Here is a 17,651-nt window from a genome sequence, read left to right as displayed (position 1 = left end):
TGTTTTTTTATTGCCATTCAGTAAATATTAAAAAATATAAAATGTGAAAAAAACTAACTGTTGCTATTATATTTTATATGTAGTTTAGTTAAATAATAATTAATTAGATAATTAATTAATATCTAAACCAAAAATCGATCGACCATGATTAAAAAAGTAACCCCCCGGCAAATTGCCCCCTTCCTTATTTTGGCGGCAGTAGCCATCGCAGCCCTCTTTATTCCGGCTGCTTCAGCATTTGAAGACAAAGAAGGTGTTTACAATGGGGCAGACATTGCCTGGATCATTGTAGCAACTGCTTTAGTATTCTTGATGACACCAGGTCTTGCCTTCTTTTACGGCGGGATGGTACACCGTAAGAACGTGATCTCTACCATGATCAAAAGTGTGGTAGCAGCCGGCGTGGTTGGTGTGCTCTGGGTAGTTGTAGGTTTCAGTCTTGCGTTTGGCCAATCTCAAGGTGGCATTATTGGCGACCCAACAACATTCCTTTTCTTTAAAGATGTAGTATCAGGCGCTCCCTGGAGTTTAGCACCAAGTATTCCGCTTGCATTGTTTGCATTATTCCAAATGATGTTTGCGATCATTACACCGGGTCTGGTAGTAGGTGCGGTTGCTGAACGTATCCGTTTCACTTCTTACATCCTGTTCACGGTGTTGTTCTGTTTACTCGTGTATGCACCATTGGCGCATTGGAGCTGGCATCCTGATGGATTCCTGTTTAAATGGGGTGTTCTCGATTTTGCCGGTGGTACTGTTGTACACATTTCAGCAGGTTGTGCTGCCCTTGCAGGTGCTTTGGTATTAAAACGTAGAAAAGTACACATTGAAAATAAAGAGATTCCACCGGCTAACGTTCCTTACGTATTGATCGGTACAGGGCTTTTATGGTTTGGATGGTTTGGTTTTAATGCAGGTTCTGCATTAGGTGCAAACGGTCTTGCAGTATCTGCATTCGCTACAACTAATACAGCAGCTGCAGCAGCAGGTTTGAGCTGGATGTTCTTTGATGTTGTGCGTGGTAAAAAACCTTCTGTTCTCGGTTTCTGTATTGGTGCTGTAGTAGGTCTCGTAGCTATTACACCTGCAGCTGGTTTTGTTGCAGTTCCTCAAAGTATCTTCATTGGCGCAGTAGCTGCCATCATTTCAAATATTGCTGTTTATTACAAGCAAAAATCAAGTCTTGATGATACACTCGACGTATTCCCTTGCCATGGTATTGGTGGTATTGTTGGTATGATCATGACTGGTTTGTTTGCAACAAAAACAGTAAATGCAGCCGGTAACGACGGTTTGTTTTACGGCAATCCTGATTTCTTCTTTACACAATTGAAGGGACTTGCTATTGTTGTTGCATTCAGCTTTACCGCTTCATTCCTGATCTTCAAATTCATCAACTTCATTCTTCCAATGCGTGTAACTGAAGAAGAAGAAGAGCTTGGTCTTGATGCCACTCAACACAATGAGAAGTACTTACAGGGTACACTGTTGGTATCTAAGAACGGTTCAATGAAAGAAGAAGAAGTATCAAATACTGCTGAGTAAGCTTATCCTCAGCTTAGAAAGTATAACATTCACAAACCAAAAAAAGGTACAGCGTAATGATGTATTGTTGACGCAATACATCGGCTGTACCCTTATTAACACTTAAAAGCAATACTACAATGTTAAGAAAAATTTCTGCATTAGCTATCGTATGTTCGTCATTATTTCTAACTGCAAAGGCCCAGGATTCTACTACTGGTACACTTAAAATTACCGGTTCAGTAGATGGCTACTACCGTTATAATTTTAATAACGCAAAAGCTGTTCCTTCTTTTAATAATAATACCAGCTTTACTAATTCACACAATTCGTTTGAACTGGGTATGGCTTCAGTAAAGTTTGATTATACAAAAGGAAAAATTGGTGCTGTTGCTGATCTTGGTTTTGGCACACGTGCTGCTGAATTCTCTTATAATGAAACAGGAGTTTTGGCTGCAATTAAGCAGGCATATGTTACTTACGCCCCTTCAGATAAAGTGAAATTTACAATGGGTAAATGGGCAACGCATATGGGTTATGAATTGGTTGATCCGCAACTGAATCGTAACTACAGCATGAGCCATCTCTTCACTTACGGTCCTTTCACACACACAGGTTTAAAAGTTGATTTCACATTAGGTGGAGGCTTTGGCTTAATGGCTGGTATCGCAAACCCAACAGATTACATTTCTGCACCATTTGCGAAGAAAAATTTTATTGCACAGTTAAGCAAAACATCTGAGCATTTAAATGCTTACCTCAATTATGTTGGTGGTAAAGATTTAGGCGATAACAGTGTTAACCAGATTGGTTTAACGCTTATAGCACCAGTTACCAGTAAGCTCGGACTTGGTCTTGATGCTGCTTACAAAACAGTTGATCCTTCAGCAGCTGGCCCTAATGTATCATGGTGGGGCACTGCATTGTATGTAAATATCGACCCTACAGATAAATTTGGTATTACTCTCAGAGGAGAACACTTTTCTGATAAAGATGATATTACAGGATACCTCGGCGGATCTCCGGTTACTGCAGGTACACTTTCATTCAATATCAAACCAGTGCCAGGTATCATGATCGTTCCTGAATTCAGATTGGATGCTGCAAAAGATGCAATCTATTACAAGAACAGTGATCCGGTAATTTCTCCATCACAAAAAAGTACGGGTTCATTTATTTTAGCTGCCGTAGTAAGTTTTTAAGGGAGGATCTAAAGTTATTTAGTTTCCTTTTTTATATATGGCAGACCTGCTCTTTCTATAGCAGGTAATCGATTAACCTCCTGTATTTACGGGGGGTTTTTCGTTTTTAAAAGATTTATAGCTCATTGTTTTCACAGATGTTCACAGATTTTGTTCTGCGTAAATCAGTGTAATACGTGAGCGATAATAGCAAGCGTAAAAAAAGGAAACAACGATTACACATTGTTTCCTCATATAGAAATTAAATTGATGATTATACTGCCGGCTCCTGTTGACTTAAACAATGGAAACTTCCCAATCCCCAGATAATTTCTGTTGAATCAATACCCACTACTTCACGTTCAGGAAAACATTGCTGAATGATCTTTAGAGCTTTGTCATCTTTTGCAGAACGGAATGTTGGTACGATCACATGCTTGTTGGAAATATAAAAATTTGCGTAAGAGCAGGGGAGACGCTGCCCGTCATAAATCAATTCATCAGGCATGGGCAGTTCAACAATATTCAACTGTTTACCATTGAGCAAACGCATTTGTTGCAACTGTTTTAAATTATGCTGCAGTAAATCGTAATTCTCATCTGCTTTGTTTTCTTCAATCACAGTGATCACTGTGTCTTCGTTTACAAAACGAACCGTATCATCAATATGTCCATCAGTATCATCGCCTACAATTCCTTCATCGATCCAAAGGATCTGTTCAACTCCATAATAGTTGATGAGATATTCTTCGATCTGTTGTTGATTCAAATGCGGGTTACGGTTTTCATTTAATAAACAAGCTGTTGATGTCATCAAAGCTCCTTTGCCATTGAATTCAACAGAACCACCTTCCATCACAATGCCCGGATTGAACACCGGTATATTGTAATGTTTACCGATAAGTGTTGGCACTACATCATCCAAATCAAATGGAGGATATTTTCCACCCCATGCATTATAGCCCCAATCAACAATTACTTTTTTCTGTTCTGCTTTTGGGTTGATGAGAAATGCAGGTCCATGATCCCTGCACCATGCATCGTTTGTAGGATGAAAAAAGAATTCAACTTTACTCAGATCAACTTCTGCTGTTTGTAAGTGACCCAATGCAAAATTCTTCATCGCTTCATCAGCAACATTAATTCGCACCTGCTCACTTAAAGCCAGTGTTTTAATAAACTGTGCGTAGTATGGAAAGATTGTATGAATTTTTCCGGGCCAGCTTGCTTCTTTATGCGGCCATGAAAGCCATGTTGCAACGTGTGGAGCAAATTCTGCAGGGAAGTAGTAGCCAAGTTCTTTGGGAGTAAGTTGTAAGTTCATTGTTAATAGTTCATGGTTCATAGTTGGCGGCTCTTGCTATAAACAATGAACCATCAACCATGAACAGTTTAATCTTCATCAATATATCGCTTCGTAATTGGTTGATACGAATCAATTCTTCTGTCACGTAAAAACGGCCAGTGTGTTCTGTACTGATCTGTTTTTTTGAGATCCAGTTCCTGCACATGCACTTCTTCTTCGTTATGGGTGGCTTTATATAACAAGGTGCCAAACGGATTACTTACAAACGAGCCACCCCAGAATTGCATGGCCCCATTCTGTTCTAACCCAACACGATTTACACTCACTACATGAATGCCGTTTGCAACTGCATGACTTCGTTGCATCGTTTGCCATGCATTGTATTGTTCGGTATTGGTTGCTTCATCTTGTGAAGTAGCCCAACCAATAGCTGTTGGATAGAATAAAATTTCAGCACCCATCAACGCAGTGATCCGTGCCGCTTCCGGATACCATTGATCCCAGCAAATGAGGATGCCGATGTTGGCGAATTTTGTTTTGAATATTTTATAACCGAGGTCACCGGGTGTGAAATAGAATTTCTCATAATACGCCGGATCATCAGGGATATGCATTTTGCGGTATTTGCCGAGATAGGTACCATCAGCATCGAGGACTGCAGTGGTGTTGTGATACAAACCCTGTGTACGTTTTTCGAAGAGTGAAGCAATGATCACCACACCCAATTCTTTTGCAACTGCGCTTAACGCTTCTGTTGACGGACCGGGAATGGCTTCGGCCAGCAGGAAATTATCATAGTTCTCTTCATCGCAGAAATATAGCGATGTAAACAACTCCTGTAAACAAACGATCTGTGCGCCTTTAGCAGCTGCCTCTCTTGTTTTGGCAATTGCCTTTTGCAGATTCTCTTCTTTATTGGCTGTACAGCTCATTTGCACCAGCCCGACTTGTACTTTACTCATAGTGCTTTTTTAAGACGGGCAAAAATACAGAAATAGTTGGGTGCAGGAGTCTTATCAATCTATTACTCTTTTATCAGCCAGACCTCAGAGTCGGCAGGTTGCTTATTTCTGTAATATATCCGAAGAAAAAATTACTAAACAAGATGTAAAATAATCCGCTTTAATTTCTATTTTGACCAACTAAACAAATTCAAATGAATCCAAACAAAGCTTTATGGGAGAAGGGCGATTTTACAAAAATTGCTGAAACCATGCGTGAAAGCGGTGAAGCATTAGTAGCCCAACTGGGAATCACAAAAGGAATAAATGTTCTTGATCTTGGTTGTGGCGATGGTACAACAGCCATTCCTGAAGCAAGGCTTGGAGCTGTTGTTACAGGTGTTGATATTGCAACCAACCTGGTAGAAGCGGGCAACAAAAGAGCGGCTGCAGAAGGATTGAGCAATTGCAGTTTCCAGGAAGGAGATGCAACTGATCTGAATGCTTTACAGGATGAATCATATGATCTTGTGGTGAGCATCTTTGGCGCCATGTTCGCACCAAAGCCCATGGATGTTGCAAAAGAAATGGTTCGTGTAACAAAAAAAGGCGGAAGAATAATTATGGGTAACTGGATACCGGGCGACCCTACATTGGTTGCACAGATATTAAAGATCAGTTCTGCATACACGCCGCCGCCACCCGAAGGTTTTATAAGCCCGATGTTATGGGGAGTGGAAAGTAATGTAACCGAACGCTTCGTGAATGCAGGCGTACCGGCCGAACAGATTTCTTTTATGCGGGACAGCTTTTCGTTTATTGCTCCTTTTCCTGCAGCAGAATTAGTGAGCAGGTTTAAAAACTTTTATGGACCAACGATGAATGCATTTGAAGCAGCTGAAAAAAATGGAAAGGCAGCAGATCTGCAACGTGAACTCGAAGAGTTATTCAACAGCCAGAATAAAAGTAATGATAGTGGCAGTGTTTCTATTCCTGCAACATTTTTGCGGGTAACGGTTACACGTTAAATGCAAATTCAATTGTGGTGCTTTCTGCAAAAAGGAACCACCACAATTCTATTACTTCAAAAAATTTGCAAACACAGTAATTACAAGTGCATTGATGTAATCAATAAAAAATGCACCCACCAACGGAACCACCATGAAGGCATGTGGTGCAGGTCCATGTTTATCGACGATCGTTTTCATTACCGCCATTGCATTGGCAACTGTGCCCAGCATAAATCCAATAAAGCCGCTTGACATCACAGCCGCTTCATAATTCCTGCCCATCAATACGAACGTGATGGTGAGTGCAAATAAAATAACAACGATCACCTGTGTTAAAAGTATTGCTGAAAGTGGCCCGGCCAAGTGGGAAAGCTCCCATAGTTTCAAATCCATTAATGCGATCAGCAAAAAAATATTCAGTGCAATGCCGCCGGCAAAATCAATGACCTTTTGATCAAGGATCATCCATTCTTTTTTATCGTTGATGTTCCGGAAAACAGCTCCTACGATCATGGCACCAATATAAGAGGGTAGTGTGATGCCTGATTTTGCAATCAAAAAACTGACCGCACTTCCCAAACCGATGATGATCACAACATTTGTAAGACTCATGGTAAAACTTGAGTTCTCATGTGTAATATCAACGCCGAGTGTTTCATCTGTTTCTGCCCAATCGGATTTCGCTCTGATCACATCTTTTTTCGTTTGTTTCTCCAGGTTGAATCTCCGGATAAGAAATGTAGCTACGGGCCCGCCAAGTAATCCGCCGAACACAATGCCGAATGTGGCAGAAGTGATGGCAATTGTTTCTGCACCTTTTAAACCCAGTTCTTCAAACAAAGGAGAGAATGCTAATCCCGTTGCCGGTCCTCCAACCAGTGTAACTGAACCAGCCATTACACCAAAGAGTTTTGATACACCAAATAGGCTGGCAACACCAATGCCTGCAAGATTCTGAATAACACAAAAAGCCGATGAAAGAATAAGGAACACGATCACCTGTTTCCCTCCTTTTTTCAATAAGCCAAAACTTGCATTGGTTCCAATAGAGGCAAAGAACAGCATCATGCATAACGATTGCATAGAAGTATTACTTTGGATATTCAGGAACCGGTTGTGCAGAATTAAATTGACAGCAGCAAAAACCAACCCGCCTAAAACAGCAGAAGGGATGTTGAGCTGTTCAAAGAGTTTTATTTTCTTTTTGAGCAACATGCCTGTTAAGTAAAGCAGACCGGCAAGGGCCAATGTCTGAATAAGATCCAGGTTTAGTTGTGGAATGGTCGCTTCTGTGGTGGGCATATGGGTTGATGTGCTTGTCTGCAAAACAAGTTACTTCAACAAAACAGGATTGGGTAATTCTTTTTTTTGATTTGCTGGTTTTCGCATGTGCCGTCAGGTACAACAGATCGGTAGATAAAATCAGGAAGTGTTTTTTTTGCGCTGTAGGTACGATTGATTAAGTATTGATGCTAATAAATGAAGAGAGTTTAATGACACAAGCAGACACTTGCGCTGTGTGAGATTTTATTCAGTTAGTATACTTCTGATTTTTTTAATATTTTTTCTGTCTTTAGTAATTGTTACAGGTTGACTTGTGCCACTTGGTCTGCTGTTAACTAAATATAAATTTCCGTCTTTTATGATTGTAATTCGTTCTCCCCAAGAAAATCCAGTTAGTTTAGTCAATACTTCAATGAAACCTAATTTTTCATCTATGTAAATGTCGTTTATTCGAAAATTATTCTCTAAAGCTGTTTTCAAATTGTCTATTTCAAGGTTTTTTTTATTTTCAATTATTTCAAAAGTGATATTCTCATTCAGCCGTTTTAAAGTAAAGTAGGCAAATAAAAGTCCAAGTGAAATTGGAATAATAGAAATTAGTAATTGTTGAATTTCTAGATTATGTTTGAAGTATCCAAATGCAATCGAAAAACCAATAGAAACAAACCCGAAAGGAAATATCAAAATGAAGTAGTTCAGATAGTCATCAAATGTTCGTTTCATTTTTTTTGTCTGCTTAATTTCTTCTACGAACGTTTTGTCTGGCATTTGTCTGTCTTAAATGTTAAATTTCTTTGACTAATTGTATGCTTGTTAGCTATTCACTTCTTAGCACTAGTACGCTAATATATACAACTCATATTGAAATGTTAGTTTTCTACTCTCTGATTTTCCTCACTTACATTATGTTTTTTAGTTCGGTGTTTCACAATGCTTAAAGCAAAAAAATCCGTGCACAATCAGTACACGGATTTTTCAATATCAATCAATTTATCTTTTACGCCGAGTTCCTCGCCGCATTAATAATTCCAAACGAACTGCGGATGATGAGTTTTTCGTACGCTGCTTTATGTGGCGATTGTTGCCCACGTTCATTCATCTCCCTGCATTTCGCAATGGCATATTGCTGAATGGTGATGAGTGGCATTACAATCCGTTCACGCATCTGAATCGATAATTGTTCTACCGGGAAATCTTCCATCAACTCAGTATTACCGCTCAGCAGCAACACATATTTTTTCGTGAGTTCGTATTCGTTGTAGATCTTCTGCCAGATCTCGCCATACACCGGATGATCACACAGGTATTCTGTTAACGGGAAGAAACATTTCTTCATCGCCATCTCACAGTTATCCATGAGTGTTTTAATGAAGAGCGAGTTTTGATACAGTTGTTTGATCTCAGGAAAACGTCCCTGGTCGTCTAATGCTTTCAACGCCGTGCCCACACCATAGTAACCCGTTACGTTTTGTTTGATCTGGCTCCACGCACCCACATAAGGAATAGCACGGAGATCTTTCAGTTCAAGACGTGAAGAGCCACCACGCTTTGCAGGACGGCTGGCAATATTGGTATCGCTGTAATATTTCAACGGACTCACATCAACCAGGTATTGCATAAAGTAAGGATGCTGTTTCAATTCAACATACGCATCAAAACTTTTCTTCGCCACTTCCATGATCAATGCTTCTTCATTTTTCTCCAACGCTTTGGTAGAAGAGAACAGATCGTTGCTGATGCCAGCATTGAGCAACTGCTCAATATTGAACTGTGCCGAATCGTGAGTGCCAAAATTGGAGCTTACAGTTTGTCCCTGTACGGTCAATTGAATTTCTTTATTGGAAATTTGTTTGCCCATGGATGCATAGAAGCGATGTGTTTTACCACCACCACGTGCAGGCGGGCCACCACGTCCGTCGAAGAACACTACATTATATCCATACTCACTCGAAATGCGGGTGAGTTCTTCCTTCGCTTTAAAAATACTCCAGTTGGCCATGAGGTAACCGCCATCTTTGGTGCCATCACTAAAACCAAGCATGATGGTTTGTTGTTTCCTGCGTTGCTGTAAGTGATCTTTATACACTTCGTTCTCATACAACGCTTTCATCACCTTTGGTGCCTGTTGCAGATCTTCTACTGTTTCAAACAAAGGCACAATATCAATCGGCAATACTTCTTTGCTCCATCCACTTAACAATAACAATTGAAATACTTCCATTACATTTTCAGCGCTTGTACATTGGCTGATGATGTAACGGTTGCAACCATCTTCACCATTTGCCTGTTGAATGTTGCGGATGTTTTTCATTACATCCAGTGTTTCCTTCACCAGTTCATCAGTAGCTTTATTTTCGGGGTTGGTCTTGTAACCAGGTAAATATGGTAATGCAACAGTATTGTCTTTTGCTACAATGTTTGCCAATACCTGTTTGTGAACTGAACTGTCCTGGCGAATATCGAGTGAAGCGAAATGCAAACCGAATAACTGCACTCGGTTAATGAGTTGCTCCACTGATTGCTGAAACAAACCATTGTGCTGGTGAATAAGAATACTCCTGATCTCAAACAGCGTAGCAAGTATTTCATCTTTGCTTAAACTGGTTGTATGACCGGGAATAAAAATATTATCGTATAATTTCTTTTCAAGCCCGGCAAGTAAAACATCCACACCTGTAAAAGTGAGTCTGCGTTTTAAACGTCGTACTTCTAAATAATAACATTTAATGATAGAGCCACGTAACAGTGCTGCTACTTTCAACGTAATATCTGTTACTACAAACGGGTTTCCATCTCTGTCGCCACCGGGCCAGAAACCCATGCGGATCAATGGCTGGTTAAAATCAATCCCTAACTGTAGCTGATTTTTGATAGAGGTATAAATTTTACCTGCCGCCGTGTAAAATACATTTTCTAAATACCAGATCAAACTCACTGCTTCATCGTAGGGAGTAGGGCGTTGCTTTTTCAAGAAAGGCGTTTTACCCAACTGTTGCAAATAAGTATTGATGAGTCCTGCATTATTATCGGCCAAAGCTTTCGACAGATCATGAATAATACCCAACACCGAACCGGGATAAAATTGGGTAGGGTGTGCCGTTAGTACCAAACGGATGCAATAATCGTTGAGCTTTTGTTCCAGCTCTTTTTCTTTGTGCTTTAACTGCACTTCGTTAAAAAGTTGTTTCAACGAACCTGAACCCTGCATGTCGTTCACTTCACGAAACGAAGCATCTTCCAATGCATCAAACAATACGATCTGTCGCTCGGCATATTGTACAAAGCGAAAAAGCAGATCGATCTGTTCCTGTTCTTTCTGGTACGTGGTATGACGGTTAAAGAAATCTTCAAGTATTTCAACCGGGCTCAGTTTTTTCTTATACCCATCTTCACTGTTGTTGAGCAGTAAAGACAATAAAATACCTGTCCGCTCAATACGATGAAACGGAAGCGACGTAAACAAACTGTTGTAGAGTTGAAATCTGATCCCTACGAGGTTCTTAAACTGTTGCAGACGTGCTGCATGTGAAAATGACATAGTAATCCTGTTTTAAGGCAGGCAATCGTGGAGCGAAAGATAAAAAGAATTGAAGGGTTGAAAAAATTTGTTTACGCAAACGATAAAGCCGCCTTACGGGGCGGCTGTGTCTTTCAAGATCAGACTGAAGTAATTATAGGTGTGACTAATAACGAAGAAGTGTTTTTTAAAGGCCGTTTACGATCAATAAGGGTTCATGGTTATATAAATGTTTGTCATTGGTTACCTGCAAAAAGCAGGATTGCGTTTTATGCTTGCTATTGTTTGTTTTTATTTTTACCTGTGGCAAATGAACGGTAGTAAACTGAAACAGGTCTTTCTTCACTGTTTTTGCAAACGCCATTGCTTTTTCGGGAAAGCCTGTGTTGTTGCCTTTTACCAGTTGCGTATACTCCGGGTTTTTTACCAGGAACCATGCCGCCAGTACTGTTACCATCAATATACCTTTTTTCATGTTGTTTGTTTTTTGTGATCAATCAATCACAGAACAAATATATAATGCGTATAGGCCTGCACAATAGCATAAATATGTGAATAGCACTTATTGTTGCGTGAACTGTAGTAAACCAAGAATAAACCGTTTAGTGCTGAAACAAAAAGCCATCTGCATATGCAGATGGCTTTCATTTGTTGATACAGAAGATTATTGTTTGCTGTATGATGTGTGCCATTTTTTGATCTGCAGATCAATATCCTGGTCTGCTTCAAAAGCAATCTCACCAATGTGGTTGATCTCCACTTTTGCTTCGCCTGCAACTGTTACCTGCAGGTTTTTTGATGCAATAACACCATTGCTGCGTACATAAGATTTTCCGTTGATAACGAGCTTGTGCAGGTTTTGTACGGGCACATAAACAGTTACCTTGTTTTTAAGTGAACCTTTTTTGCTAAGGAGTCGCACACGGCCATTCTTCTGATCGAGTAATACTGATTTGCTGTCTTTCTCTTCGCCGGTGATACGAAGTTTTGCATCTGTACTTTGTGTAAGCACAACATTAATGTCGTCGCTTACTTCAATACTGTAAACAGAAGCGGTAAGATCCACTTCTCTTGTAATGTTCTCTGCATTTGCAACAGTGGCCATTGACAGCACACTGATGAACAGGATGAATAATTGTTTCATGATAATAAGGTTTTTGGCTTTGCAGCCTTTTTTTGATGATTCGTTTAACAACACAAAGATGCAACGGGAAACAGGCGAAAACAATCGCATAAACATGTTGATGCGGCCGGGTAGAATTGAAATTCATTGGCCGAAAGCCTTGCTGTAACTGCATTTTAAATTGGTTACAGCAAAGCCACCACATAATCATGTGGTTTTGTGAGCAGGGTTGCAGAATATTAAAACGGTTGTTTACATTTGAAGAAGTATCAACCGCATGAGAGTAATTGTATCCTTTGTTTTTTTCATTGTTGCTGTGCTTCCGGTTTCGGCACAGCGATTTTCTTATGCATTCAACCGGATAAGTACCGATGACGGTATCGGTTTACAATCAAATGTTCTCTTCAGTATTTACCAGGATAAAAAAGGATATATCTGGGTGGGCGGAAGTAATGGTGTGCAACGCTTCGATGGTGCCAAGTTTGTTACATTCAGTCCTGATGGTACAAAGGGTGATCCCTTACCGACTGTTACAGTGAACCAGATATTGCCAGCTGATAGTAACAGCATGTGGCTGGCGGCTTATTCAGTTAAGGAGGTTGGCATTTTTAATCCTGCTACTTACAGTTATCGCAAAGTGCCCGTTAAAACATCGGCACCATTGCCCCCTCGTTCGGAGTTTAAAATGTGGCAGGATGCTTATGGTGACACCTATATCAGCATTCATCAATACGGGAAAATTGTGAAGTATGATAAAGCTGCTAATGCATTTACAGAAAATACAGCACTTAATAAATTGCCCAAAAACTGGAAAAGTACAGCCAATACCTTTCATGATAAACTGAAAAAACAATACTGGCTCGTTTGTGATAGCGGCCTGGCTGTGTATGATGAAGCCAGTAAACAAATGTGGAGTAAACATTATAATCCTGCAAACCTTGCTCTCCTGAACAACGAAAAAGTGCAATCAAATGTTTCTGAATTTTATATTGATCAGCAACGCAGGCATTGGGTGTTTAACTGGCCAATCGGGCAACAGTTTCATTGTTTTGACGCATCAGGTAAATATCCATTGAATGATACGGCTGGTCTTACAGGTGTTAATACATCCTATGCAGAGCTGAGAAGTTTTTACCAGACAAAAGATAGTATTTTATGGATTTATGGTTTAGGCAATCTTTACAGTCTCGATAACAGGAACAATACCATCAATAAAGGTTTTCAGCTTCACCGCACACAGTACCTCGATAATTACGGCATCCGTTATGGATCGGTCAATCAGTTGTTTGAAGACATGGATGGTGTGTTATGGATCGCAACTGATCAGGGGTTGTATTATACTTCAACATTCTCTACTGATATTGCAAATATCTATTTATCGAATTTGCCGGGTTACTACAGTGTAACTGATTTGATAGAATTAAAGAACGGTGATTATTGGTTGAGTACCTGGGGTAAAGGTATCATCACACTCGATAAAAGTTTTAAACCTTATCCTTCGCCGCTTTATAAAAACATGCCTTCAATGGATGAACGGAAGGCAAACGATTATCGTTTAACCTGGAGCATGTGCCAGCAAAAGACAACCGGAAAAATCTTTATTGGTTGCCAAGGGGGGCATTTGATGATTCATGATCCTCTAACAGGTAAAACATTATATCAACGTCCTGAAATTTTTGAAGATCGTACCATCCGTTATATTGCAGAAGATCAGCAAAAAAAATTATGGTTTGGTACACAGGCCGGACGAATTATTAAATATGATGGAACAGATTATAAGCTTGTGCTTGATCTGGGGCGAGGTGCAATCATTTACAAAATTTTAATTGATAAACAGGGCTGGGCATGGATTGCAACACAGGATAAAGGTGTGTATGCGATCAACACCATTACAGATAAAGTTGAGCAGCATTATACCACGGAAGAAGGCGATGGGCAATTATTTGCCAACACCTGCTATGATCTTGAGCAGTTGAACGATAGTATTATTTACGCATCAACAGAAGCGTTGAATATCATCAATAAAAGAACAGGTAAAGTGCAACAGATTACCTGGCGTGAAGGGTTACCTTCAAACTCCATCAAACGTTTACGGCTCGATCGGAATGGTTATCTCTGGATCATTACACACAAAGGATTATCACGTTACGATCATAAACGAAAACGGTTTACAAGTTACGGCAGCAAGGATGGAATTTTGATGGGAGAACTTACTGATAAAGCTGATTTTATCTGCAGCGAGGGTTATGTAATGTTTGCAGGTGTAAACAGTTTATTGTTTTTTAAACCGGATGTGTTTCGCAGAAGCAGTCCGCCGCCTGATGTTACGTTAACTGATTTCCTGTTGGGTAATGAATACCAATTGCTCGATTCATTACAACGTTTACCTGAGATAAGACTGATGCCGGATCAGAATAATTTCACCATCAGCTTTGCCTGTCTTGATTTTAAGAACAGGGACAAGTTTATTTACTATTATAAAATGGACGGCCTGCATACAGACTGGATAAGGGCTGATCGTTTGTCTGTTCCATTTACAGAGATGGCTCCCGGCCATTATACATTTAAAGTAAAGGCAGAAAGTCTTGACGGGATGGTTTCGAAAAATATCAGCAGTTTAAATCTATTTATAAAACCTCCTTTTTGGCGAACAAAGTGGTTTATTTCAACGCTGCTTTTAATTGTAGCAATGATTGCTTACAGCATGCACAGGCTTCGTCTTAACCGTTTGATCGCAGTGGAGAAGATCCGTAATCGTGTAGCACGTGACCTGCACGATGATATGGGCAGCACACTCAGCACCATCAACATTCTGAGCTCAATGGCCAAAGCAAAATTGAATTCTGATGCCATGAAGACGGGTGAATACATTAATAAGATCAGTGATAACAGTCAGCGCATGATGGAAGCAATGGATGATATTGTGTGGGCCATTAAACCGGCTAATGATACCATGCAGAAAGTGGTGGCACGCATGCGTGAGTTTGCCACGAACGTATTTGAAGCAAAGGAAATTGATCTTGAGTTTAAAGCAAGTGAGGAGGTAAATGAAGCAAAGATCGATATGGAAGGTCGCCGGGATTTTTTCCTCATCTTTAAAGAAGCTGTGAATAATGCAGCCAAGTATTCAAAGTGCAGCAAAGCAATTGTGCATGTATTTGTGGAGAACAGAAAATTGATCTTGCTGGTAAAAGATAATGGTGTTGGCTTTGATGTAAAAGATGCGGATGGAGGGAATGGTTTGGGTAATATGCAAAAGCGTACCGATGCATTGCATGGTAAACTTCAACTCACATCAAAAGAGGGAGAGGGAACTGAAGTACGATTAACAGTGCCACTTAATTAACTGCCATGACCCGTTCACTCAGTCAGAAATTCAGATTCTTTACGTTTGTATGTATCGCATTGCTGGCATATGTGCATGGTTACAATTTGAACAATACCTATCTCGCACCTTTCAGTACAGTAAATGAGCCCCTCACATTTACCACATTTTTCGAATATTTTATTGCCAACGGGTTGCTTCGTTTTCGTATCCCTTTGTTGTTTATGATCTCCGGTTATCTCTATGCCTCCTACGATCACCGGCCCTATTCGCAACAGGTAAAGAACAGATTTCGCACATTAATTATCCCTTATTTTATCTGGAGTTCGTTTGGGTTATTGTTGACGTTTTTGCTACAACAGTTTCCTTATACTGCAAATGTAGTTGCAGCTGCAGGAATTGATCAGATGGGTGATAACCGTCCTTATACGGAGATTGGCTGGGCTGGCATGTTTCAGCGGTTAACACTTGCCCCCATTTCATACCAGTTATGGTTTATTATGTCGTTGTTTGTGTTTAACATTTGTTATCCTGTTCTGCGTTGGTTAGTTGTTAAGGTGCCCTATATCTGGCTGCCTTTCACCTTCCTCTTATTTTTTGTAACCTTGATAAATGTACCCTTGCTTGATTTTCGTGGATTGTTTTTCTTTTCCCTGGGTGTATGGATACAGAAGCGGAATTTCTCCATTGAAACGGAACCAAAATGGTTCAGCCTGGGATTAGCATTGATTTTTTTTATCGGTTTATCGGTTATAAAAACATTCCTGGCCTTTGAACTTGAATATGATGTGTGGCCATCAATAATTACGCTCATTATCATACACCAGACAGCAGTTCTTTCCGGTATTATTGCCATTTGGTTTGGAGCCGATAAAGTAATCCACTGGTTCAATAAAAAAGAATGGTTTCATTATGCCAGTGGTTTTTCGTTTTTCATTTTTGGTATGCATGTTCCTTTGTTACCTTATGTAATGAAGTGGGCATTAATGAACAGTTCAATGATTCCTTATTACCGTTTGCTTTGTTACCTGGTTATACCGTTCATTACGTTGTGTTTTTGTATCTGGACAGGAAGTTTGTTGCGCCGGTTTCTTCCAAGAGTCTATGCGGTATTGACAGGCGGACGAGGATTCTGATGAACAAGCACATATTTATGTGATTGGCAGCGGTAAGGTTAATATTAAATTTGTATAAACTATAATAACATGATAAAAGTAGTGCTGTATGAAGATAATCCACAGCTGCGTGAAGGTCTTACAATGTTGATTGACGGGAGTGATGGATTTACTGTGTTGGCTTCCTATAAAAATTGCGACAATGTAACCGATGAAGTAGAAGCGTGGAAACCCGATGTGATCCTGATGGATATTGATATGCCCGGCACAAATGGCATTGAAGGTTTGAAAAAGATTCGGGCAAAAAATTCCGATGTTAAAATACTAATGCTGACCGTATTCGACGATAATAAAAATGTATTTGAAGCGATTCGTAATGGTGCCAATGGTTATGTGCTCAAAAAAACACCCCCGGCTAAATTGCTCGAGTATATTGAAGAAGCAGCCAGTGGTGGTGCTCCAATGACAGCATCCATTGCAACACAGGTGCTCAAAATGTTTTCGCAAGTGAACACCTCTCAAAACGATGATTATAATTTAAGTGATCGGGAGAAACAGGTGTTGCAATTGTTGGTTGATGGATTTAGCTACAAGATGATCGCTTCTGAAATGTTTATTTCCATTGATACCGTTCGCAGCCATATCAAAAAGATCTACGAGAAGCTCCACGTCAACTCAAAAAGTGAAGCGGTCGCAAAAGCGTTTAAAGACAGGCTGCTGTAAATTTGTCTGATGAGTTTCCCTGTTTTACAAACCGAACGTTTACTACTCCGAAAAGTAGAACAGACGGATGCGGCTGATGTATTAAAAGGCTACAGCGATCCGCTGGTGAATCAACACATGTCGGTTGCTTATTACTCGTTGGAAGAAGTGCAGGCACAACTCGATTTTTACAATTCAATTTATGAAACAGGGACGGGAACCTGGTGGGCCATCTGCATAAAAGATGATCCTTCAACTGTTATTGGCAATGGTGGTTTAAATAACTACCGTCCGCAGCATCGGTGTGTTGAGATCGGTTATTGGCTGTTGCCTGCAATGCAGGGAAAAGGGTATGCAGCAGAAGCGGTGAAAGCCATCTGCCGTTACGCATTTGAACAACTTGATGTGCATCGTATTGAAGCGATTGTTGAAGGAGGAAATAATACAAGTATAAAGCTCCTTGAGAAACTTGGCTTTGGTTACGAAGGCACACACAGGGAAAGTGAACTGAAAAACAACCGTTATATTGATCTGATCTACTACGCAATGTTTAATCCTGCTCATTAAACAACAACAATATGTGATGCTGCATCACATCATTTCAACCAACAGCTTCCTCAATT

General features: G+C 40.1%; 14 protein-coding genes. 7 read left to right on the top strand and 7 right to left on the bottom strand.

The window, feature by feature from the left end; genetic code table 11:
• Nucleotides 1–144 precede the first annotated feature (144 nt).
• Nucleotides 145–1,545 (top strand): ammonium transporter, encoded by a 1,401-nt coding sequence (locus H4075_RS15140; protein ID WP_182801674.1) that lies wholly within the window; start codon nt 145–147, stop codon nt 1,543–1,545.
• A gap of 119 nt (nt 1,546–1,664) precedes the next feature.
• On the top strand, nt 1,665–2,726 hold the full coding sequence (locus H4075_RS15135) for a porin (RefSeq protein ID WP_182801673.1): 1,062 nt from the start codon (nt 1,665–1,667) through the stop codon (nt 2,724–2,726).
• Nucleotides 2,727–2,979: 253 nt separating this feature from the next.
• On the opposite strand, the gene H4075_RS15130 is transcribed toward H4075_RS15135, so the two are convergent.
• Nucleotides 2,980–4,029, bottom strand: coding sequence for an agmatine deiminase family protein (locus H4075_RS15130; RefSeq protein ID WP_182801672.1), 1,050 nt, complete (start codon nt 4,027–4,029; stop codon nt 2,980–2,982).
• A gap of 68 nt (nt 4,030–4,097) precedes the next feature.
• Nucleotides 4,098–4,973, bottom strand: a complete 876-nt coding sequence (locus tag H4075_RS15125; protein ID WP_182801671.1) for a carbon-nitrogen hydrolase — start codon at nt 4,971–4,973, stop codon at nt 4,098–4,100.
• Between the two features lie 194 nt (nt 4,974–5,167).
• Here H4075_RS15125 and H4075_RS15120 point away from each other — a divergent pair, with 194 nt between their 5' ends.
• The gene (locus tag H4075_RS15120; protein ID WP_182801670.1) at nt 5,168–5,980 is read left to right on the top strand and encodes a class I SAM-dependent methyltransferase; all 813 of its coding nucleotides are present in this window, start codon (nt 5,168–5,170) and stop codon (nt 5,978–5,980) included.
• Between the two features lie 51 nt (nt 5,981–6,031).
• Here H4075_RS15120 and gltS read toward each other — a convergent pair whose 3' ends face one another.
• The 5 genes from gltS to H4075_RS15095 form a co-directional block, all read right to left on the bottom strand.
• Nucleotides 6,032–7,264 (bottom strand): sodium/glutamate symporter, encoded by a 1,233-nt coding sequence (gltS, locus tag H4075_RS15115; RefSeq protein ID WP_182801669.1) that lies wholly within the window; start codon nt 7,262–7,264, stop codon nt 6,032–6,034.
• A gap of 225 nt (nt 7,265–7,489) precedes the next feature.
• Nucleotides 7,490–7,969: a hypothetical protein gene (locus tag H4075_RS15110; RefSeq protein WP_182801668.1), complete on the bottom strand. Its 480-nt coding sequence runs from the start codon at nt 7,967–7,969 to the stop codon at nt 7,490–7,492.
• Between the two features lie 274 nt (nt 7,970–8,243).
• Nucleotides 8,244–10,784 (bottom strand): phosphoenolpyruvate carboxylase, encoded by a 2,541-nt coding sequence (locus H4075_RS15105; RefSeq protein WP_182801667.1) that lies wholly within the window; start codon nt 10,782–10,784, stop codon nt 8,244–8,246.
• 166 nt (nt 10,785–10,950) lie between these two features.
• Nucleotides 10,951–11,238: a hypothetical protein gene (locus tag H4075_RS15100; RefSeq protein ID WP_182801666.1), complete on the bottom strand. Its 288-nt coding sequence runs from the start codon at nt 11,236–11,238 to the stop codon at nt 10,951–10,953.
• Between the two features lie 189 nt (nt 11,239–11,427).
• Entirely contained in the window at nt 11,428–11,907 is a 480-nt protein-coding gene (locus tag H4075_RS15095) for a GIN domain-containing protein (protein WP_182801665.1), read from the bottom strand.
• A gap of 256 nt (nt 11,908–12,163) precedes the next feature.
• On the opposite strand from H4075_RS15095, the gene H4075_RS15090 reads away from it, so the two are divergent.
• From H4075_RS15090 to H4075_RS15075, 4 genes are all read left to right on the top strand, one after another.
• A complete protein-coding gene (locus tag H4075_RS15090; RefSeq protein WP_182801664.1) occupies nt 12,164–15,232 on the top strand; it encodes a ligand-binding sensor domain-containing protein in 3,069 nt (1,022 codons plus the stop codon).
• 5 nt (nt 15,233–15,237) lie between these two features.
• The gene (locus tag H4075_RS15085) at nt 15,238–16,347 is read left to right on the top strand and encodes an acyltransferase family protein (RefSeq protein WP_182801663.1); all 1,110 of its coding nucleotides are present in this window, start codon (nt 15,238–15,240) and stop codon (nt 16,345–16,347) included.
• Nucleotides 16,348–16,416: 69 nt separating this feature from the next.
• Nucleotides 16,417–17,049: a response regulator gene (locus tag H4075_RS15080; RefSeq protein WP_182801662.1), complete on the top strand. Its 633-nt coding sequence runs from the start codon at nt 16,417–16,419 to the stop codon at nt 17,047–17,049.
• Nucleotides 17,050–17,058: 9 nt separating this feature from the next.
• Nucleotides 17,059–17,595: a GNAT family N-acetyltransferase gene (locus tag H4075_RS15075; protein ID WP_182801661.1), complete on the top strand. Its 537-nt coding sequence runs from the start codon at nt 17,059–17,061 to the stop codon at nt 17,593–17,595.
• The last annotated feature ends 56 nt before the right edge of the window (nt 17,596–17,651 follow it).

The organism is Lacibacter sediminis, assembly GCF_014168535.1.
Lineage (GTDB): Bacteria > Bacteroidota > Bacteroidia > Chitinophagales > Chitinophagaceae > Lacibacter > Lacibacter sediminis.
The sequence above is the reverse complement of the archived record's forward strand: the minus strand, read 5'-3'. Positions and strand labels throughout refer to the sequence as shown.

Excerpts from the sequence above, each read along its gene's own strand:
- H4075_RS15140 (WP_182801674.1), top strand. The coding sequence starts at position 145 with ATGATTAAAAAAGTAACCCCCCGGCAAATTGCCCCCTTCCTTATTTTG.
- H4075_RS15135 (WP_182801673.1), top strand. The coding sequence starts at position 1,665 with ATGTTAAGAAAAATTTCTGCATTAGCTATCGTATGTTCGTCATTATTT.
- H4075_RS15130 (WP_182801672.1), bottom strand. The coding sequence starts at position 4,029 with ATGAACTTACAACTTACTCCCAAAGAACTTGGCTACTACTTCCCTGCA.
- H4075_RS15125 (WP_182801671.1), bottom strand. The coding sequence starts at position 4,973 with ATGAGTAAAGTACAAGTCGGGCTGGTGCAAATGAGCTGTACAGCCAAT.
- H4075_RS15120 (WP_182801670.1), top strand. The coding sequence starts at position 5,168 with ATGAATCCAAACAAAGCTTTATGGGAGAAGGGCGATTTTACAAAAATT.
- gltS (WP_182801669.1), bottom strand. The coding sequence starts at position 7,264 with ATGCCCACCACAGAAGCGACCATTCCACAACTAAACCTGGATCTTATT.
- H4075_RS15110 (WP_182801668.1), bottom strand. The coding sequence starts at position 7,969 with ATGAAACGAACATTTGATGACTATCTGAACTACTTCATTTTGATATTT.
- H4075_RS15105 (WP_182801667.1), bottom strand. The coding sequence starts at position 10,784 with ATGTCATTTTCACATGCAGCACGTCTGCAACAGTTTAAGAACCTCGTA.
- H4075_RS15100 (WP_182801666.1), bottom strand. The coding sequence starts at position 11,238 with ATGAAAAAAGGTATATTGATGGTAACAGTACTGGCGGCATGGTTCCTG.
- H4075_RS15095 (WP_182801665.1), bottom strand. The coding sequence starts at position 11,907 with ATGAAACAATTATTCATCCTGTTCATCAGTGTGCTGTCAATGGCCACT.
- H4075_RS15090 (WP_182801664.1), top strand. The coding sequence starts at position 12,164 with ATGAGAGTAATTGTATCCTTTGTTTTTTTCATTGTTGCTGTGCTTCCG.
- H4075_RS15085 (WP_182801663.1), top strand. The coding sequence starts at position 15,238 with ATGACCCGTTCACTCAGTCAGAAATTCAGATTCTTTACGTTTGTATGT.
- H4075_RS15080 (WP_182801662.1), top strand. The coding sequence starts at position 16,417 with ATGATAAAAGTAGTGCTGTATGAAGATAATCCACAGCTGCGTGAAGGT.
- H4075_RS15075 (WP_182801661.1), top strand. The coding sequence starts at position 17,059 with ATGAGTTTCCCTGTTTTACAAACCGAACGTTTACTACTCCGAAAAGTA.